This window comes from Caballeronia choica (genome assembly GCF_001544535.1).
GTDB lineage: Bacteria > Pseudomonadota > Gammaproteobacteria > Burkholderiales > Burkholderiaceae > Caballeronia > Caballeronia choica.
The window spans coordinates 38,233-57,186 of the sequence record NZ_FCON02000045.1; the positions used below are offsets into that span (position 1 = coordinate 38,233).

At 65.8% G+C, this 18,954-nt stretch carries 20 protein-coding genes; 11 read left to right on the plus strand and 9 right to left on the minus strand.

The genetic code is table 11. The features are described from left to right. Positions 1–307: 307 nt before the first annotated feature. Both AWB68_RS20245 and AWB68_RS20250 read right to left on the minus strand, forming a co-directional pair. On the minus strand, positions 308–1,816 hold the full coding sequence (locus AWB68_RS20245) for a sensor histidine kinase (RefSeq protein ID WP_087646135.1): 1,509 nt from the start codon (positions 1,814–1,816) through the stop codon (positions 308–310). Then, positions 1,813–2,538, minus strand: a complete 726-nt coding sequence (locus tag AWB68_RS20250; RefSeq protein ID WP_087646151.1) for a response regulator transcription factor — start codon at positions 2,536–2,538, stop codon at positions 1,813–1,815. Before AWB68_RS20250 ends, AWB68_RS20245 begins: the two co-directional genes overlap by 4 nt. Before the next feature lie 176 nt (positions 2,539–2,714). Between AWB68_RS20250 and msrB the strand changes: the two genes are divergently transcribed. The 3 genes from msrB (at position 2,715) to msrA (ending at position 5,783) form a co-directional block, all read left to right on the plus strand. Next, positions 2,715–3,209 carry a peptide-methionine (R)-S-oxide reductase MsrB gene (gene msrB / locus AWB68_RS20255; protein ID WP_087646136.1) on the plus strand — a complete coding sequence of 165 codons (495 nt, stop codon included), beginning with the start codon at positions 2,715–2,717 and terminating at the stop codon, positions 3,207–3,209. Positions 3,210–3,240: 31 nt separating this feature from the next. Beyond that, positions 3,241–5,016 (plus strand): cytochrome c biogenesis protein DipZ, encoded by a 1,776-nt coding sequence (locus tag AWB68_RS20260; protein ID WP_087646137.1) that lies wholly within the window; start codon positions 3,241–3,243, stop codon positions 5,014–5,016. Positions 5,017–5,114: 98 nt separating this feature from the next. Beyond that, positions 5,115–5,783: a peptide-methionine (S)-S-oxide reductase MsrA gene (gene msrA, locus AWB68_RS20265; protein ID WP_087646152.1), complete on the plus strand. Its 669-nt coding sequence runs from the start codon at positions 5,115–5,117 to the stop codon at positions 5,781–5,783. A gap of 83 nt (positions 5,784–5,866) precedes the next feature. Here msrA and AWB68_RS20270 read toward each other — a convergent pair whose 3' ends face one another. Continuing rightward, positions 5,867–7,021 (minus strand): MBL fold metallo-hydrolase, encoded by a 1,155-nt coding sequence (locus AWB68_RS20270; RefSeq protein ID WP_374729587.1) that lies wholly within the window; start codon positions 7,019–7,021, stop codon positions 5,867–5,869. A gap of 71 nt (positions 7,022–7,092) precedes the next feature. Next, on the minus strand, positions 7,093–8,700 hold the full coding sequence (locus tag AWB68_RS20275; protein ID WP_087646138.1) for a D-alanyl-D-alanine carboxypeptidase/D-alanyl-D-alanine-endopeptidase: 1,608 nt from the start codon (positions 8,698–8,700) through the stop codon (positions 7,093–7,095). Positions 8,701–8,903: 203 nt separating this feature from the next. Between AWB68_RS20275 and AWB68_RS20285 the strand changes: the two genes are divergently transcribed. Next, positions 8,904–9,323, plus strand: coding sequence for a TOBE domain-containing protein (locus AWB68_RS20285; protein ID WP_087646140.1), 420 nt, complete (start codon positions 8,904–8,906; stop codon positions 9,321–9,323). 28 nt (positions 9,324–9,351) lie between these two features. On the opposite strand, the gene AWB68_RS20290 is transcribed toward AWB68_RS20285, so the two are convergent. Then, complete coding sequence (locus tag AWB68_RS20290; protein WP_087646141.1) at positions 9,352–10,248, minus strand: NHL repeat-containing protein; 897 nt, start codon at positions 10,246–10,248, stop codon at positions 9,352–9,354. A 149-nt stretch (positions 10,249–10,397) separates the two neighbouring features. Here AWB68_RS20290 and AWB68_RS20295 point away from each other — a divergent pair, with 149 nt between their 5' ends. Then, positions 10,398–10,883 (plus strand): molybdopterin-dependent oxidoreductase, encoded by a 486-nt coding sequence (locus tag AWB68_RS20295; RefSeq protein ID WP_087646142.1) that lies wholly within the window; start codon positions 10,398–10,400, stop codon positions 10,881–10,883. A gap of 14 nt (positions 10,884–10,897) precedes the next feature. Further along, positions 10,898–11,437, plus strand: a complete 540-nt coding sequence (locus AWB68_RS20300; RefSeq protein ID WP_235028422.1) for a nitrogen fixation protein NifQ — start codon at positions 10,898–10,900, stop codon at positions 11,435–11,437. A 74-nt stretch (positions 11,438–11,511) separates the two neighbouring features. On the opposite strand, the gene AWB68_RS20305 is transcribed toward AWB68_RS20300, so the two are convergent. After that, positions 11,512–12,687, minus strand: coding sequence for a porin (locus AWB68_RS20305; protein WP_087646144.1), 1,176 nt, complete (start codon positions 12,685–12,687; stop codon positions 11,512–11,514). A 205-nt stretch (positions 12,688–12,892) separates the two neighbouring features. On the opposite strand from AWB68_RS20305, the gene AWB68_RS20310 reads away from it, so the two are divergent. After that, positions 12,893–13,288, plus strand: a complete 396-nt coding sequence (locus tag AWB68_RS20310; protein ID WP_087646145.1) for a winged helix-turn-helix domain-containing protein — start codon at positions 12,893–12,895, stop codon at positions 13,286–13,288. A gap of 30 nt (positions 13,289–13,318) precedes the next feature. On the opposite strand, the gene AWB68_RS20315 is transcribed toward AWB68_RS20310, so the two are convergent. Together AWB68_RS20315 and AWB68_RS20320 are read right to left on the minus strand one after the other, a co-directional pair. Beyond that, positions 13,319–14,614, minus strand: coding sequence for a DUF2325 domain-containing protein (locus AWB68_RS20315; protein ID WP_087646154.1), 1,296 nt, complete (start codon positions 14,612–14,614; stop codon positions 13,319–13,321). 109 nt (positions 14,615–14,723) lie between these two features. Beyond that, positions 14,724–15,119 (minus strand): hypothetical protein, encoded by a 396-nt coding sequence (locus AWB68_RS20320; protein WP_235028423.1) that lies wholly within the window; start codon positions 15,117–15,119, stop codon positions 14,724–14,726. A 225-nt stretch (positions 15,120–15,344) separates the two neighbouring features. Between AWB68_RS20320 and AWB68_RS20325 the strand changes: the two genes are divergently transcribed. Both AWB68_RS20325 and AWB68_RS20330 read left to right on the plus strand, forming a co-directional pair. Further along, positions 15,345–15,716, plus strand: a complete 372-nt coding sequence (locus tag AWB68_RS20325; RefSeq protein WP_087646146.1) for a nucleotide pyrophosphohydrolase — start codon at positions 15,345–15,347, stop codon at positions 15,714–15,716. 106 nt (positions 15,717–15,822) lie between these two features. Then, positions 15,823–16,989, plus strand: coding sequence for an acyl-CoA dehydrogenase family protein (locus tag AWB68_RS20330; RefSeq protein WP_087646147.1), 1,167 nt, complete (start codon positions 15,823–15,825; stop codon positions 16,987–16,989). 44 nt (positions 16,990–17,033) lie between these two features. On the opposite strand, the gene AWB68_RS20335 is transcribed toward AWB68_RS20330, so the two are convergent. Next, positions 17,034–17,294, minus strand: coding sequence for a DUF4148 domain-containing protein (locus tag AWB68_RS20335; protein ID WP_087646148.1), 261 nt, complete (start codon positions 17,292–17,294; stop codon positions 17,034–17,036). 256 nt (positions 17,295–17,550) lie between these two features. On the opposite strand from AWB68_RS20335, the gene AWB68_RS20340 reads away from it, so the two are divergent. Further along, positions 17,551–18,585, plus strand: a complete 1,035-nt coding sequence (locus AWB68_RS20340; protein ID WP_087646149.1) for a M14 family zinc carboxypeptidase — start codon at positions 17,551–17,553, stop codon at positions 18,583–18,585. Beyond that, positions 18,582–18,954 (plus strand): alpha/beta fold hydrolase (locus tag AWB68_RS20345; protein WP_143281966.1); only part of this gene is annotated, 373 nt, incomplete at its 3' end. The genes AWB68_RS20340 and AWB68_RS20345, both read left to right, overlap by 4 nt.

The window sequence follows — 18,954 nt, forward strand, 5'->3', positions numbered from 1 at the left end:
TACATGCCAACAACGGGGAAACCCCGCTAACGACACTCCCCCGGTTGGACCACTCCGAGGGAACGGGCTAGTGGCGCATGGCAAGAATTCGCGTTGGGAAGCTGCTTTCTTTGCTTACTTTCTTTGCAGCAGCAAAGAAAGTGAGTCCCGCCCCGGACAGGGGCAGAGCAAATAAACCAATAAGAAAACAAGTTCCATAGAAGCACAAGCGCATCAAACGGCGTAAACAACAACCCACGATTTCGACGCCCGGGAGGCGACCTCCCTCGGCGCCGATTTTCCGTAAAACGCGGGCTTGATCCGTCGATCACTCGGCCTGATGCACGCCCTGCGCAACGCCGGCCGCCGCCAGTTCGAACTGGAACGTAGTGCCCCGGCCCTCGCGGTCGACCAGCCGGATCTGGCTCCGATGCAATTGCAGCATGCGCTGCACGATCAGCAGCCCTAGCCCACCGCCGCGATGCGCGCCGCCTGACGTGAAGGGCCGCTGAAACAGCGCTTCACGCTGTTGTGGGGGAATGCCGGGGCCGGTGTCGCTCACAGTCACCGACACCCGGCCACCGAGGCTCGCCAGCTCGACTTCGATCGTGCCTTCGGGCGGCGTATGGCGAATCGCGTTGTCGAGCAGGTTCGTCAGCACGCGCTCGATCATCGCGAGATCGGCCTGCACGGGCGGCAGCCGCGCCGGGATGATCGCCCGCAGGTTCAGCCGCCGCGACTCGGCGGCCAGCTCGAACTTCTCGAAGACGTCCTGCAGCAGGTCCGCGAGCGAAAACGTCTCGCGCTCCGGCTCGACCATGCCGTGCTCAAGCCGCGCCAGTTCGAACAGCGCCTGCGCGAGCCGGCCGACCTTGGCGCTCTGCGCGAGTGCGATCGACAGATAGCGGCGCCGGTCGGTTTCGCCGAGCGTGTCCGCTTTCAGCGAGAGTGTCTCCAGGTAGCCATGCAGCGACGAAAGCGGCGTGCGCAAGTCGTGCGAAATATTGGCGACGAGTTCGCGCCGTTCGCGGTCTTGCCGCGTCAGCGCGCGCCATTGTTCGCCGATGCGCTCAGCCATCTGTGCGAATGCGGTTTCCAGCACGACGATCTCGTCGTCCTTGCTCGCGTAGCGCGAGCGCGGCACGCGCGGCTGCTGGGTATCAACGTCCGTAGCGGGCGGGCCGTCCGCGTCGAAGCGGCGCATCGCGTCGGTCAGGCGGCGCAGCGGCCGCGTAATCAGGCCGAACGCCACGAGGCCGGCCACCAGCGCGAGCAGCGTGACGAGCGCCATCATCGCGAGCGTCGTGCGCAGCACGCCGCTTGCCGACACGCGCGCCGCCAGTTGATCGTGTTCTTCGCCGAGCAGCACCACGTAGACATATCCAGCCGGGTCCCGCCCGGCCATGCTCAACGGCGCCGCGCTGAAGACCTTGCGTTTGTCGATACTGCGCGGATCGTCGCCGAGAATCGGCAACGCATCCCCGGCGATCAGTTGCCGCACCGGCGCGAGATCGACCTTGTTGCGTTTCAGATGGCCCGGAGGCGCATCGTCGGCGACGACGCGCCCGTCCTTGTCGAGCAGGTATACCTCGACGCTCGGGTTCACCACCATCAGTTGCATGAAGAGCTTGCGCACGGCGTCGGGCTTGAGGCCGCTCGCGTCCATCAGCGCGGCGTCGTGGGCGATGTGCCCGGCGAGATCGCGCGACAGGCTCTGGATCACCTCTTTCTCGCGCAAGTCGCTCGCGCGAATCTGCAGCCACGCGGACGCGCCGCAGCACGCCAGCAGCAGCACGCAAAAGACGGCCGCGAGCCGTTGTGTCAGGGTCAGCTTCACGGCGCGTCCTCGCGCGACTGAGGGGCGGCGAGCTTGTAGCCGCGTCCCCACACCGTCACGATGCGGCGTGGCTCGCCGGCGTCTTCCTCGACTTTCATCCGCAGCCGGTTGATATGCGTGTTGACCGTATGTTCATAGCCTTCGTGCTGATAGCCCCACACCGCGTTCAACAGGTCCATGCGCGAGAACACCTTGCCCGGATGCCGCGCGAACCAGTACAAAAGGTCGAATTCGCGGGGCGTCAGTTCGATCCGGCGCCCGTCCACCGACGCCTCGCGCGCAAGCGGATCGATCGAGATGCCGCCCACTTCCAGCCGCCCCGTATCGAGCCGCAGGTCGTTGGCGACGGCATCGACGCGCCGCAGCAGCGCCTTCACCCGCGCGACCAGTTCGAGCACCGAGAACGGCTTCGCCAGATAGTCGTCGGCGCCGAGTTCGAGGCCGAGGATGCGATGCACTTCGCTCGAACGCGCGCTCGTGATGATGATCGGCGTGTAGCGGGTCATCGCGCGGGCGCGGCGGCAGATTTCCAGGCCATCGACGCCCGGCAGCATCAGGTCGAGGATCAGCGCGTCCCAGCCGCCCTGTTCGAGCAGGCGCAGGCCTTCGGCGCCGTCGGCGGAATGCACGACTTCATAGCGCTCGTCGCGCAGGTGCAGGCTCAGCACGTCGGCGATGTCGACGTCGTCCTCGACGATCAGGATGCGCTTCGGATGGTCCATGTGATTGACGATGCCCTTGAATGCGAAGCCACCGGCGCCCGACGGGCAGGATGGCGACCCGGTCATTGTGCAAAATTTACGCGCCGCCAGGTATCACATTTAATTTAACTTTTCGTGAGGACTTCGACACCGCGCGCGCCTGAGAATGCGTCCACTGGTTCAACGAGGAGCACATCATGCAAACACGAAGGCGCTTTCTGCTGACCGCCGGCGCGGCGGCCGCGGCGTTCGCGGCGACGGCACAGTGGCGCGCATCGGCCGCGCAACCGCGCGACGCGTTCGAAGTGACGCACCCCGACGCCGAATGGCGCCGGCTGCTCACGCCCGCTCAATACGACGTGTTGCGGCACGAAGGCACCGAGCGCCCGTATACCAGCCCGCTCAACGACGAGCATCGCGCGGGGACGTTTTCCTGCGCCGGCTGCCGGCTCGACCTCTTTTCGTCGCGCACGAAGTTCGACAGCCATACCGGCTGGCCGAGCTTCTGGGCGCCGCTCGATCACGCGGTCGCGACGCGCACCGACGGTTCCTTCGGCATGGAACGCAACGAAGTGCATTGCAGGCGCTGCGGCGGGCATCTCGGCCACGTATTCGACGACGGCCCGAAGCCCACCGGCCTGCGCTACTGCATGAACGGCCTCGCGATGAACTTCACGCCGGGCGCGGCCTGAGCGCCGGCTCTACACCTACTCAAACACGACCATGTTACTCATCGTCCTTGCTTACCTCGGCGGCGCGCTCACGATCCTGAGCCCCTGCATCCTCCCGGTGCTGCCGTTCGTGTTCGCGCGCGCCGACCAGCCGTTCGTGCGCAGCGGCCTGCCGTTGCTCGCGGGCATGTCGGTGACGTTCGCGCTCGTCGCGACGCTCGCCGCCGTCGGCGGTGGCTGGGTCGCGCAGGCGAACCAGTACGGCCGCTGGCTTGCCATCGTGCTGCTCGCCGTGTTCGGCCTCACGCTGCTGCTGCCCAGCTTCGCCGAGCGCCTGATGCGTCCGCTGGTGAACGCGGGCAACCGGCTTTCGACATTCGCACAAGGCGATGGGCAAAAGTCGGGCGCGGGATCGTCGTTCCTGCTCGGCATCGCGACCGGTCTCCTGTGGGCGCCCTGCGCCGGCCCGATCCTCGGCCTCGTGCTGACCGGAGCGGCGTTGCGCGGCGCAAGCATCGGCACGACGCTGTTGCTCGTGGCGTATGCGGCGGGCGCGGCGACTTCGCTGGCCGTTGCGTTGCTGATCGGCGGCCGCGTGTTCACGGCGATGAAGCGCTCGCTCGGCGCGGGCGAATGGGTGCGGCGCGGCATCGGCGCGGCGATGCTGGCCGGCGTGGCGGCGATCGCGCTCGGATTCGACACCGGCGTGCTGGCCCGCGTATCGACGGTCGCGACGAGCGGCATCGAGCAGAAACTCGTGGACCGGTTGTCGGGCGGCGGCGCAGCCATGCAGACAAAGGCGAAGGTGAAAGCCACGCCGGGCATGATGCAGGTGAGCGCCGAGCCTGCGCTGCCGGTCGAGGGCAGGCTTCCGCCGCTCACGGGCGCGGTCGAGTGGCTGAACTCGCCGCCGCTCACCGCCGACGCGCTGCGCGGCAAGGTCGTGCTCATCGACGTGTGGACTTATTCGTGCATCAACTGCCTGCGCACGCTGCCTTACGTGAAGGCGTGGGCGCAGAAGTATCGCGATCAGGGGCTTGTCGTGATTGGCGTGCATGCGCCGGAATTCGCCTTCGAACGCAACGTCGACAACGTCAGGAAAGCGACGCACGATCTCGGCATCGACTACCCGGTCGCGATCGACAACAACTTCGCGATCTGGCGCGCGCTCAATAACCAGTATTGGCCGGCGCACTACTTCGTCGATGCACAAGGGCAGATCCGCCATCACCACTTCGGCGAAGGCGAGTATGCGGAATCGGAAAAGGTGATCCAGCAATTGCTGGTCGAAGCGGGACATGCCAGCGCCGCGAACGTGGCGACAGGTCTGACGAAAGCCGGCGCAGAAGGCGTCCAGCTCGCCGCCGACGGCGCCGATATGCGCTCGCCGGAGACCTATGTCGGCTATCAGCGCGCGGAAAATTTCGCGTCACCCGGCGGCCAGACGCGGGACCAGGTGCACGACTACGCCGCGCCCAAGCGACTCTCGGTCAACGACTGGGGTTTCGCGGGAGAGTGGAAGGTCGGCGGCGAACGCGCGACGCTCGCCGCGACGCAGGGCAGCATCGTCTATCGCTTTCACGCGCGCGACTTGCATCTGGTGCTGGGTCCGACGCCGGACGGCAAGCCGGTGCGCTTTCGCGTGAGCATCGACGGCGCCGCGCCGGGCGCGGCGCACGGCACCGACGTCGCCGCCGACGGCAGCGGCACGGTGACGGAAGAGCGGCTCTACCAACTCGTGCGCCAGACCGGCGCGATCGAGGATCATACTTTCAGCATCGAGTTCCTGGATGCGGGCGTCGAGGCTTACGCGTTCACGTTCGGCTGACTCGCGGTGATTCGGCGCTACCGATCGACTTTGAAGGAGTGGCAATGTTGGCTAAATCTCAGACGCGCAAGCCGTGGGTGAAGGTGGCGGGCGCGGCAATGCTGGTGGTCAGCGTCTTCGCGCTGCAACGCGTGGCGAATTCGACCGAAGGCGCGACGAGGATTCCGCCGCCCGCGCAGGACGAACACGTCGGCGCGACGCATGCGGAGACGGCGGTGTTCGCGGGCGGCTGCTTCTGGGGCGTGCAGGGCGTGTTCCAGCACGTGCGCGGCGTGACGCAGGTCGTATCGGGGTATACGGGCGGCGCGGCGACTACCGCGCATTACGAGATCGTGAGCGAAGGCGATACGGGACACGCCGAATCGGTGCAGGTCACCTTCGATCCTGCGCAGATCACCTATGGCCGCTTGTTGCAGGTGTTCTTCTCGGTCGCGCACAATCCGACCGAGCTGAACTACCAGGGCCCGGATCACGGCACGCAGTACCGGTCGGCGATCTTCCCGGTGAATGCGGAGCAGCGGACGGTAGCGAAGGCGTATATCGCGCAACTCGATGCATCGCATGCGTTTCATGACAAGATCGTCACGCGCGTCGAGGACTTCAAGGGGTTTTATCCGGCCGAGAACTATCACCAGAACTATTTGACGCTGCATCCCGACAGCGGATATATCGCGATCAACGATCTGCCGAAGATCGACTATTTGAAGCAGATGTTCCCTGATTTGTATCGGGACAAGGCGGTGCTGGTTGCGGGGATGTCGAAGTGACGCGCCAGGAGCGGGTCACGCCGGGTATCCGCCAACGGCAGCAGGACTGACAGCCACGTCGGCTTGTCGTCCAGATCGATCGTTCAAGGCGAACGCGCGTCGCGCGATGGCGAAGCATCGTCGAGCCTGATCGTCTGCCCGTGGCGCAGAACCGTGAACGCGTCGGACGAAAGCCCCGCCTTCGCGACCGCTTCGGCGAGCAGACGCGGAGGCTCGTCGAGCGGATCGTCGGCGAGTTCGAAGGTGCCCCAGTGAATGCCGATCGCCTTCTTCGCATGAAGGTCGCTGAAGATTTGCACGGCTTCCTGCGGATCGACGTGCTGTGCGTGCATGAACCAGCGCGGCGCATAGGCACCGATCGGAATGAGCGCGAGGTCGAAGCCGCCAAACGCCTCGCCGATGTCCTTGAAGTCCTTCGAGTATCCCGTATCGCCGACGAAGCAGAACGAATACGGACGCGCCGCGCCCGGCGGCGTCCTGACGACCCATCCGCCCCACAGTGTCTCGGCGCGGTCGGTGAGACTGCGTGCCGACCAGTGCTGGCTCGGCACGAACCAGAAGTCGAGGCCGGCCGCGTGCGTTGCGTCGCTCCAGTCCAGTTCCCGCGCGTTCGAAATGCCCTTGTCGGCCATCCATTTCCTGATGCCGAGCGGCACGAGAAAGAGCGGCGGCCCGCCCGCCTGGGCATTGAGCGCCTGCACGCTCGCGGTGTCGAGATGGTCGTAGTGATTGTGCGAGATCAGCACGACGTCGATATGCGGCAACTCGGCGATCGACAAACCCGGCGGCACCTTGCGTTCGGGACCGGCGAACGATACCGGCGACGCCCGTTGCGAGAACACCGGATCGGTCAGGATGTTCACGCCATCGACCTGCACGAGCGCGGTGGCGTGGCCGATCCACGTCAGCGTATCGACGGTGCGGTTCGCCTTGAGCCACGCGACATCGGGATGATCGAGCGGAAAGTGATAGCCGTTCGCGGGCGGTTTCGGCAGGCCTTCCTTCCAGCGTTCCCAGCGCCATTTGAGCAGCGATTCGTGCGGCAAGTCGCCGTAGTTGTTCACGTAGCCGGATGCGGTGTGGCGGGCATGGTGCAGTGGCGGGCGCATTTCATCCTGGCTCGGGCTCGGGCTCGGGCTTGAGCTTTGACTCTGACTCTGGGCGGGCGCGCCGCCGCACGCCGAAAGCAAGGCGCACAGCACGAACGCGCCGTGCGCGCGTCCGCGCAACAGCGACATCGGCAGCGACACCGCCGACAAGCTACGACGCCCGCGATGCCCGCATCGTGTGTTTCCGACACAGGCATCGCTCACTGCAGCTTCCACAATATCGCGGCGATCGTCCCTTCGTCCTGGAAGGCGCTGATCACATCGTCGAGCGACTTGATCGGCACGCCGTTCACGACCACGATGAACACGAGCCTGCGCCCGCTCTTCGCATCGATATAGCCGGCGAGCGACTGTCCTTTCAACGTCAGCGGCGGACCGCCGACATACGTGCCCGTCTTCGCATGCACCTGCGCTTTCGCGCCCGCGAGCGTCGGGTCGGCCTCGAAGTTGGTGACGAACGAGAGCGACCCGTCGACGCCGAGCACCGGCAGCGAATCGAAATAGCTCGGGAAGGTCGCCTGCTTGCTCATGCCGGTGAGCAGGGTCGTGACGGCGCGGCTGGTCGCGGTGGTGTCGCCGCCGCCGCTGCCATCGATGAAATGCAGGTCGGCTGCGGGAATCTGGAACTGCGTCGAGAGTACGTTCTGCTCGGCGGCAAGCGCGGCCGCGCGCGTCGTCGATCCGTTGGCGGCAAGGCCGAACAGCATCAGGCTTATTTCCGCGCCGAGGTTGTAGCTCACCTTGTTGACGAGCTTCGCGTACTCGCTATATGGCTGCGACACGAGCTGCGCGACCTGCGTGGAAGCGGCGTACGAATTCTGCGCCGGCAGCATCGCGACGGGATTCGCCCCGACCGCTGCCGCCGCAACCGTGACCCCCGCGCGCGCGAGCGCCTCGATGAACACGGTGCGCGCATAGTTCGACGGCTCGGTGATGCGGAAGGTGCGAATCAGCGGATAAGCGTTCGTGTACGGTGGCACGAAGCCCGCCGGCAGATTCCCCGTGACGCTGCCCACGCAGTTCGGCGCGCCGATGCAGGCGGGCAGTTCGGGCGTCAAATCGATTTCGAGTTTCGAGCCCTGAGCGCCCGCCTGAAGGCTCGATTGCACGCTGAAGGCCGCCGACTTCGGCCGCCAGTCCACCGACGCGCCCGGGTTGACGATCACGTCCACGACGTCGTCGTTGACGAAGATCGGCCGCACGTCGAATTCGTCGCGATAGTTGAACGGCTGAAACAGCCGATCATCGATCACGACTTCGCCCGTCACCCGCTTGATGCCTGCTGCCGCGACCTGCGCCGCCAGCGCGTCGTAACCCGCGAGCGGATCGGGCGCCGTGAGCACGGCGCTGCCGAGCGCGTTTGCTTCGTTGTGGTCGAAGCTGCTGATCGCGAGCGTGCCGTCCGGGTTGGTGCGGCCGCCCATCGCCAGGTCGCCGCTCGCGACGAGCACGAGATTGCCGTTCAGCGTGCCGGCCGCGTCGACCGTGCCTTGCCGGTAGACGGGCGTTACGAAGCGATGGTCCGGGCCGAGCTGGTTCAGCGCCACGCCGACCGAAAAGAGCTTGCGCACCGACGCGATCAAGGTCGGCGCCGTGGCGTTCTGCGCATAGATGACCTTGCCGCTCGCGAGATCGATCACCTGCATGGTCCACGTCGCGTTCTTGTAGGCGGGCTTCTGCATGACGTTCGTTATCTCGGCCGGAATCGGCTGGGTGCCGCTCGGTGTGCTCGATCCGCAGCCAGCGAGCGCCGCGGCGGTCATCGCCAGACAGATGCGCTTCCATCGATTCATCGAGTGCAAGGTCATCGCGTTACTCAGTGGGGGCGTGGGCGGAAACGTGCATCAGGTGAGTGAAAGCAGGCCCGAGGCAGTTCGTCATCATCGCGCGAACGGCAGCGGATTGCATCAATCGATCGTGCGCCTGCCCAGCCGCCAACCGGCGATGTTGTACAGTTGCGGAACACCAACCACAACCCGCCACAACCACCTCGAACACGGAGAACACCGCCATGAAAACCAGCGCTCGCAATCATTTTTCCGGCGAAGTCACGGCCATCAAGTCCGGCGCCGTCAACGACGAAATCACGCTGCGCGTGGACGGCACGACGCTCGTCGCCGTCGTCACGCAGGAAAGCACGAAGTCGCTCGGGCTGGCGGTCGGCGCGAAGGCGTCGGCACTGATCAAGGCGTCGTCGGTCATCGTGATGGTCGACTGCGATCCCTCTAAGATATCCACGCGCAACGTGTTGACGGGCACCGTCGCGAACGTGAAGCCCGGCGCGGTGAACACGGAAGTGACGATCTCTGCGGGCGGCCTGCAGATCGCGGCCATCATCACCAACGACAGCGCGACGCGTCTCGGCCTTGCCGCCGGCACGCCCGCGAGCGCGGTGTTCAAGGCGTCGAGCGTGATCGTCGCGGTCGAGTAAGCGGGAATTGCCGGAGCTACGGGCCGGGTCAGTCGAGGCGCATGATCCGCAGATGACTCGGCCGGCCCGTGCCGCGCGCCCGGTCCACCGCGACGAGGCGCTTGTGCGCCGCATCGACCGCCACGCCGCGCGGCTCATCGAAATCGTTCGCGAGGACAGTCGGCTCGCCCGTCTTCGAAAAACGGCACAGGCCGTGCTCGCCGCACTTCGTGTAGAGCGTCCCGTCGGGCGACGCGGCGAGCAAATCGGGCGCCGTCACCGTTGCAAAGACATCGCTCGCCGCGACCGGCGCGGCGGCGGAAAGCGTCGCGCGAAGGCCCACTTTCACGATGCGGTTATTCGTCTGATCAGTGATGTAGAGCGTATCGCCGACGATCGCCAGACCGACCGGCTTGCCGAGCCCGGCGACGATATCGCGCTCGGTCGCCCGGCTCGAAGCCGGATCTCGTGTTACGAGGCTCACGCCGCCTTGCGCCGGATCGTCACCCTGCTTCACGAACCAGCTCGACAACAGTTCCGTCCGGCTCAGCACGGCCAGTCCCAAACGCCGGCGCGAAGGATTCGCATCGCTCGCCAGCGTGACGTGGCCCGCCGCATCGACGCGGAAAATCGCACTGGTCGAGCCGAAGCCAAAGCGCTCGACGAACAGATCGCCGTCCGCGCCGGTCGCGATCTGGCTCAGGCCATTGCGCTGGCCGCCCGCAGCGGGCAGCGTGGCGTAAGGGGCGAAATGCGCTGCGTCAGACGACGCGACGATGCCGTTGCTCGCATCATCCGTGACATAGATCGTGCCCTCCGGAACCCGCACCGCGACGCCGTTCGGCGCACCGGCAAGCGTGATCGTCTGCGCGGCGGAGCCCGGTCCGAGCGAGCCGCACGCGGCCAGACAAAGCGATGTCACGCAGGCCAGCAGCGGCCGCTTCATCGAACGTCTCCTGGTCTCGTTGGCTGGCTCATGCGCGGATCGGCATGAGCGGCATGCCGTGAAAGTCATGGTCACGATTTATCGTCCGTAATATCCTCGGCTATATTACGGCATTCGTTTCAACCCGATTCGAACCAGCGAGTTTGCACATGGACGATTCCCAAGCGATTGTTTCGGCCGACACGGTTCTCATGATTGGCGGAGCGGTCGAACGTCCGCTTTCCCTCGATATCGCCGCATTGCGCGAATACGAAAGCGTGTCGCTCGAACCATTCGACCTGTTCTGCTTCACGAGCGGCAGGTTCATCCGCCCGGTCGACAGCTATCGCGGCGTGCAACTGCGCGTCCTGCTCGACGCGGCGGGCGTGCGCCGGCCGGGCAGCTCGGATTTCAAGCGGACCGTGTTCCTCGCGCACGGACACGACGGCTATGCGGTCACGTTCTCGTGGCACGAACTGTTCAATTCGCCGATCGGCGATCGCGCGATCGTTGCGTACGCCTGCGCTGACCGGCCGCTCGATATCGAGGACGGTTTGCCCGTGCTCGTCTCCGGCGCGGATACGGTGCGCGCGCCGCGCCATGTGAAGCGCCTCGCACGCATCGATGCGCACGTGCTCGGTTCAGCGAGGCAATGAACGGGGCGGCGGCCATGTTACTGGCCTGCGCGCTCGACCCTGCCAACGCCGATACGATCGCATTCGCGCGCCTGATCGGTGCGAGGCTCGGCGCCCGCGAGTTGCTGCTGCTCGGCCTGAGCCGCGATCAACTCGCGGCGCTGGTCAAGCGGCATTTCTCTCGCGCACTCGACCACGCGGAAATACCGACTGCCGTGCTGTGGTCGCCTCACTGGCAATTCGTGAGCGAACTGCGAACGCTGCTGCTTCAGCACGACATCACCGCCGCGACGCACGCCGCCGATGCACACTGTCTCGCAACGATCATCGCCACCGCGTGCTTGCGTCCCGACCATCTGTGGCGCGACCTCGGACTGAGCGGCCGCGACGACGTCACGAGCATCCTCCACCGTCACTATCCCCGCTTCATCGCGCGCAACGTGAAGAACTTGCGCTGGAAGAAGTTTCTCGCGCAGGAAGTGGCGCTCGCGAACGGTCGGGCCGTGACGTTCGCGCCCGGCTGTCCAGGCTGCGAGGACTTTGCATTCTGCTATCCCGAGCGCGCGTCAGAGTAAAAAAAAGCGCTACAGGCGAGGCCTGCAGCGCTCAAATGGCAATCGGAAGTCTGGAGTGCCGTTGAAAATCCCGCTCAGAACCTGTGACGCAGGCCGACGCGCGCCGCGAACTGGTTGTTCGCACCCACGCCCGAGTTGCCGATGAAGCTCGAACTCGAACCGATTTCGGCCTGCACCGGAACGCTGCGACCCGCGACCGTGTTGCTGCCCGACGCCTTCTGATAGATGGCAAGCGCGTAGACATCGGTGCGCTTGGACAACGCGTAGTCCACCACGCTGTTGATCTGGTGCCACTTGCCTTCGAAGTTGTCGTCGAGCTTCGAGAACGTGTAGCCGATGCCCGCGCTCAGGGCCGGCGTGAACGCGTACTTGCCGCCGATTTCGTAGTTGTTCAGGCTCGACGTGGCAGCGGTGATCGGCTCGAACTTCGTGTGCGTCCAGTTGCCCCAGATCAGGCCCGCACCGATCGCATAGCGCGCGCCGACGCCGTAGGTCTCGAGGTCACGCAAGCCGCCTGTGTTCACGTTCGCGATGCTCACGCTGAACGGCGGGGTCGCGCCGTTCGGAAAGCGGATGTTCGTGTACGCCGCGCCGATGCCAAATGCTCCGCCTGCATAGTTCAGCCCGAAGCTGTAAGCGCTCGACGAGCCTTGCGTGGTCGTGCCGGCGGTGGTGGTCGTAGGCGTCCCGGCGAACGCGCCCGCCTGGTTCGAAAAGCCGTACATGCCGCCGAAGGTCACGCCCGCGAAGTTGGCGCTGCTGAACTTGATCGAATTGTTGATGCGGCTCGCCGTCAGTTGATCGAGGTCGTTGATGTGGTAGGCATAGTTGCCGGCCGGCGTCTGGCTGCCCATCGTGTAGTTGGCGCCGAGAAAGTCAGTCGAAAACGAGTACTGGCGGCCGAGCGTCACCGAGCCCACGTCGTTCTTCGCAAGGCCGACAAAGGCCTGCCGCCCGAACTCGGCGCCGCCCTGTTGCAGCGTGCCGTCGCCGGAACTGAAACCGCTTTCGAGCACGAAAAGCGCCTTCAATCCGCCGCCCAGGTCTTCGGTGCCGCGCAAGCCCCAGCGGCTGCCCTGCGCGACGCCGTCGCCATACTTGAACAGATGGTCGTGTCCCGTCGGAGTCGCGGCATTTGTCACGTACGTGACACCCGCGTCGATGATGCCGTACAGCGTCACGCTGCTTTGGGCATGCGCGGTTATCCCCAGACTGCCCAGGGCAGCGGCGGCCAGAATCTTCTTCATTATGGTGTTCCCTTCGTGGTGGCCGGTTCCAAGCCCGTTCGGACCCGAGCGGCGGTTAGGCGCGATGCCGTGACGTGTCCTTACGTCATCGCAGCGCTATGTCCGTGCGAATATAACGAAGCGTAATCTCATAGTAAACTCGATCGCTTCGTTTCGTGGCGCTCTCGCCACAGTTCGCCCGCCGCATTTGCCCTCATGCCCTTCGTGTATGCTTTCGGGCATGGTTACACCAGTCAAAACCAAATCAGCCGTCCCCCGCACCCGGCCCGAAGTGCGCTTTCGCATGCGCATCCGTACAGGCGACACTGTCGCGCTCGGTCCCGGCAAGGTCGCGCTTCTCGAAGCCGTGCACGAGCACGGCTCGATCTCGGCTGCGGCCCGGAGCCTCGGCATGTCGTACCGGCGCGCGTGGCTGTTGATCGACGAACTGAACCGCTCGCTCAAGTCGCCCGCGACCGTCTCGGAGCAAGGCGGACACAGCGGCGGCGGCTGCGCGCTGACGCCGGTCGGCGAGAACATCGTGCGTCTTTATCGTGAGGTGGAGGCGCAGGCGGAGGCGTCCTGCGTCACGCAGATCGCAGCGCTGACGCGGCTCATTCGATAGCCGCTCTGCGTGCTGCGTCGTGCGTCAGTGTCAGCCGTGCCGCAAGCAGAACGCCGATGCCGGCGGCGTGCCCGTGCCCGCGCGCAGGTGCTGGTCGGGCGCGAGGCGCGTCATCAACTCGACAAAGCTCGCGACGCTCGCCGTTCTCAGCGGGTAGTAACGCACCTGATGCCGATCGCAGACGCGCTTGAGCATGTTCATCGAGTCGTGGTCGATGCAATCCACGGGGAAGACGACGAGGTCCGCGCCCGGCAGCGCCGCGGCGAGCAGACCCTTGCGGTCCTCGACGCCGCCATCGTGCACGATGAACTCGCCGCCCGCCGACGCCACCAGTCCCTTGAGCGCGGCGTTCGACCCCGGCCTGCCGCCGACATAGACGATCCTCTGCCCGGCGATCCACGCGTAGTCGCTTCGCTGCGTTTCGGGCCGATCCGACTGCGCCGTCATCGCGCGTTCGAGCGCCCGGCATTCGGCCTGCATGATCTTCTGCAGCGCATGCGCTTCGTCGAGGCTGGCGCGCAGCGCCTGCGCGCTTTCCTGCTCGTGGATCGCGCGCTGTTCGGCCGCTTCGCGGCGGCTCGTATGCAGCGCGACACGCCGCTCGCAATCGTCGAGCTTTTCTCTTAGCTGCAACACTTCGGCATCGACATCGGTTTCATGCGCGCGCGAGGAAACCTGCACGACTTGCTCCGTCAAGTGGCGCAACGCGGCATCGCGCTGAACGGCCATTTCCTGCAAGCGGCCTTGCTGACGCTCGACCTTGTCCTTCAGCGCCGCGTTCTCCTTTTCCAGCGCGACCAGCCGCCGGATGTCCGCGCGATTCGCCGCGCCAACCAGATGCGAAAGCATGTGCAAGTCGCCGAACGCCGCCTGCCGTACTTCGATCGTCGCTTGCGGATGCGTCATCAGCGCCCAGTACGCGGGCGAGACGTCGCCGTTCTTGCGCGCCTCGTCCCATAGGGCCAGCACGGCCTCCGGGTCGCGCGCCTGGTCGAAGCGGCGAATCGCGCCGGCGTAGCGTTCGTCGAGCGCCTTGTGCAGCGCCTTGCTGCCGGGACCGTCGGCCATCGCGAGTTCGACGGCCGTGTGGTGAATCTCCAGGTCGCTTGCGTGCTGGCGGTCGATGTCGGCGAACTTCGGCACGAGCTTCCTCAGTTCGCTCGTGGTGAGGCATGTGCCGATGATCGAGCAATGCAGGTGCGAGTCGAGTTCGGCGAGACGCACGCGCCGCCGCAACGCCCGAAGCGACGCTTGCGCCGGCTGACAACACGTGTCGGCGGGATTCACGCTCAGTGAGCGGGCCAGGCGAAACGGCGGAGTTTCCATCATGATCGAGGATCCGGGCTAGTCCAGATACGCGCTGGCGCGAGCGGTGCGCGAATGCGCCTCCAGGACGTGCTCCACGCACAGTCCGACGAACATTGCGTCCAGCCGTTCAAGCATCGACGCAGCCGTGGAGAGCGCGGTCGTATCGTCGCCCGAAGCGCTCGAGAAGATCACGTTGCGCTGGCGTTCTGCCGAGCGCGCCTCGTCGATTGCTTGCGCCAAGCTCGTTAATGCGACCGAAGCTGGCCGCTCTTGCGTGCTGTTCGAGCGACGTCAACAATTCATCGAACGAACGTGACGCGAGTGCGTCGGCCGGGAAAGGTTCGCCCAGCGCATCGGCGAGCATCGAGAGAAAGCGGCGCACACTGTCCCGCAGCCTCCGGTCGGCATCGACGATGGCGCTGATCAGTTCGTTCCGCTCGCGGTCTGGCGTCGTCTTCAGGGCGACGATCGTTGCGGAGTAGTCGCGCTGTGTTGGACCGCCGGCTTTGGCCCGGTCCGGCACGATGGTTCGATTCCGCATCGGCATTGCTTTGCTGCGCTCCAGTCGGTCGATTGCACCTCCGTAATATACGACAGAATATAACGGATGCCAACGAGGAGGCCGCGGTGGGGGACGAGGGGCGTAGTCAGCGCCCAACCCCAGGGCCAGCGGCAAGATGCAATAACAACGCGCCTTGCACCGGCTTCGCTATCATCGTGAGTCGGGCAACCTGCAAGGAACATCGTCATGGATCAGACGGAAACACGAGGCGAATTCGACGCACTGCGAGCACTCGTGCGCCAGTTCGTCGGCGAGCGCGAGTGGGAGCGCTTTCATACGCCGAAGAATCTGGCGACCGCGATCAGCGTCGAAGCGAGCGAATTGCTCGAACCTTTTCAGTGGCTCGTGTCGGGCGGCAAGGACGAGATCGACGACGAAAAGCTGACCGCGATCCGCCATGAGATGGCCGATGTCCTTGCCTACCTCGTTCTGCTCGCGGACAAGCTCGACGTCGACTTGTATCGCGCGGTGCTCGAAAAGATGGAGCTGAACCGCGCGAAGTATCCCGTGCACAAGGTTCGGGGCGACGCGCGAAAGTACTCCGACTACGAGGACTAGCCGCCGGTCGGGAAAAACGCGATGGCGCTTTCATCGCGCGAACCGCTAAGCTGCTGCGGCAACGACAACCGGCGCCCCGCACACGCCGCCCAAAAAGGAATCGCCGATGGACTTCACGCTTTCCCCCGAACTCAGCGCCTTGCAGGCACGCGTGCGCGCCTTCATCGCCGAAGAAGTCGTTCCGCTCGAACGCGATCCGCGCTGCACGCCGCACGGGCCGGACGAGGCACTGCGCGCGGAGCTGATCGACAAAGGACGGCGCGCCGGGTTGCTGTCGAGCCATGTGTCGCCTGCGTTCGGCGGCCTCGGGCTCGGGCACGTCGCGAAAGCCGTTTTCTTCGAGGAAGCGGGCTATTCGCCGCTCGGTCCGGTCGCGCTGAACATCGCCGCGCCCGACGAGGGCAACATGCATCTGCTCGAAGCGATCGCCACGCCGGCGCAGAAGGAGCGGTGGCTGCGGCCGCTCGCCGCCGGCGCGATCCGCTCGTGCTTCTGCATGACCGAGCCGCCGCCCGGCGCAGGCGCCGACCCGAGCATGCTGCAAACCATCGCCACGCGCGACGGCGACGACTACGTGATCAACGGCAGCAAGTGGTTCATCACGGGCGCGGAAGGCGCGGCGGTCGCGATCATCATGGCGAAGCTCGCGGACGGCCCGGCAACCATGTTCCTCGCCGACATGAAAAGCCCGGGCATCGTGATCGAGCGGCTGATGGATTCGCTCGATACCTGCTTTCCGGGCGGCCATGCCGTCGTGCGGTTCGAGGGCTTGCGCGTGCCGTCCGAGAACGTGCTCGGCGAGGCGGGCGAGGGCTTTCGATACGCCCAGGTGCGCCTCTCGCCCGCGCGCCTGACGCACTGCATGCGCTGGCTGGGCGCGGCGCGGCGGGCGCATGACATCGCGACGGCCTATGCGCGCGAGCGCCAGGCGTTCGGCCGTGCGCTCGGCGAGCACGAGGGCGTCGGCTTCATGCTCGCCGACAACGAAATGGACCTCCACGTCACGCGCCTCGCGATCTGGCACTGCGCATGGGTGCTCGACCAGGGCGTGCTCGGCAAGCACGAGTCGAGCATCGCGAAGGTGATTTCGTCGGAGGCGCTGTGGCGCATCGTCGACCGGTCGGTGCAGGTGCTGGGCGGGCAGGGCGTCACGCACGAAACCGTGGTCGCGCGGATTTTCGCGGACATGCGCGCGTTTCGCATCTACGACGGCCCGTCGGAGGTGCATCGCTGGAGCATCGCGCGACGCATCCTGCGCGCGAGCAAGGGCTGACGTGCGCGCCTTCGCGGAAATCAGTCCCTTACCGCACTACTGCACTACTGCACGACGCCGATTCCCGCCTGCCGCGCCCGCTGCTCCGCAACGATGCGGCCGGCGCGCTGCGCGTTGTCGGGATACTCCCACCAATTGTTCGGATCGTAGCCGGCGGCGAGCCAGGCGATCAGGTCGGCCTTGACTTCGGCGCGAGTCTTGGGCGCCGACGGGTCGCCGTAGCGCGAGGACGGTTGCGCAAACGCCGACGCAACGCACGACGCCCCGAAGAGCGCACCGATCAGGATGCAGGAGAGTTGTTTCATGGCGGGAACCTCGAACCGTCAGGGAGACGGCCCTTTTATTCTAGGCGACGGATCGAAAGAGGCGAGGCGCGTTCGAACCGCGGAGCGCCCTTCAAGAGGAACCGAAAAGCCGCCGACGCGAAACCCCGGCCGCACGCCGATCCGTCCTATACTCGTCGTCCCGTTAGCGGGAAAATCAGACAAGATATCGGCCCGGCATCGACGCGCCGTTCAAAACAATCAGACGACAAGACGACAAAACGACAGGGGCGTGGTCATGAGCACGTTGCGGGTTGCCTCCGACAGCTTCGCGGAATTCGACGACCTGAATGCGGTCCTCGACGCGGGCCGCGCGTGGTTCGTGCGCCGCACGGTGGGCGAAGTACGCGCCGGCGCGCACTGTTTCCCGATCGTCACCGCGACGCTCGGCTCGGCCGACCCCGAAGCGCCCGCGATCGGCTTTTTCGGCGGCGTGCACGGGCTGGAGCGCATCGGCACGCAACTGATCCTCGACTACATGCGCGCGCTGTTGCGCCGCCTCGAATGGGACGATCTTCTCAGCGAACAGTTGCGCGCGATCCGGCTCGTCTTCATGCCGATCGTCAATCCCGGCGGCATGTGGGCTCGCACGCGTTCGAACCCCAACGGCGTCGACCTGATGCGCAACGCGCCGCAAAGCGCCGAAGGGCGCGTGCCGTTTCTCGCGGGCGGGCAGCGCATCGGTCCCTGGCTGCCGTGGTATCGCGGCAGCGGCGAAGGGTCGATGGAAGTGGAGAGCGCGGCGCTGCTCTCGGTGGTCGAGGAGGAACTGATCTCGCGGCCGCTCAGTTTCGCGATCGACTGCCATTCCGGCTTCGGCTGGGACGACAGCATCTGGTTTCCCTACGCGCGCACCGAGCGCCAGATGCCGCATCTCGCCGAGATGTTCCTGCTGAAGACGATGTTCGAGCAGTCGTGTCCGCATCACGGCTACGCATTCGAGCCGCAGAGCCACCAGTATCTGTTGCACGGCGACCTGTGGGACTGCGCGTACGACCGGTCGCGCGCGCCGAACATCTTCCTGCCGATGACGCTCGAACTCGGCTCGTGGCGCTGGATCAGGAAGAATCCGCCGCAGCTTTTCTCGCGCCTCGGCATCTACAACCCGATCAAGGCGCATCGCACGCGGCGCGTGCTGCGCCGGCATCCGAACTTCTTCGACTTCCTCACGCGCGCGGCGTTTTCGTCGCATCGATGGCTGCCGCGCGGTGAATTCCGTCAGCAGGTCATGCAGCAAGCAGCCGAGCACTGGTGGCGCAAGAGCGCGCGATGAGCCAGTGGATCCTGCTGCGTGGCCTGACACGCGAGGCGCGGCACTGGGGTGCGTTTCCCGAAAGCTTTGAGGCCGCGACCGGTGGCGAGCGCGGCGTCACGCTCATCGACCTGCCCGGCAACGGCGCCGAACGGAGCGAACCCGCGCCGCCCGATGTAGCCGGCATGGCCGCGTTCGTCCGCGCCCGGGCGGCCGCGCTCGGGATCGAAGGGCCGTATCGGCTGCTGGCGATGTCGCTCGGCGCGATGGTCGCGACCGAGTGGGCGGCGCGCCATCCCGACGACATCGAGCGCCTCGTGCTCATCAACACGAGCATGCGGCCGTATGCGCGCATGGCCGAGCGCCTGCGGCCGGCGGCGTGGCCGGCGC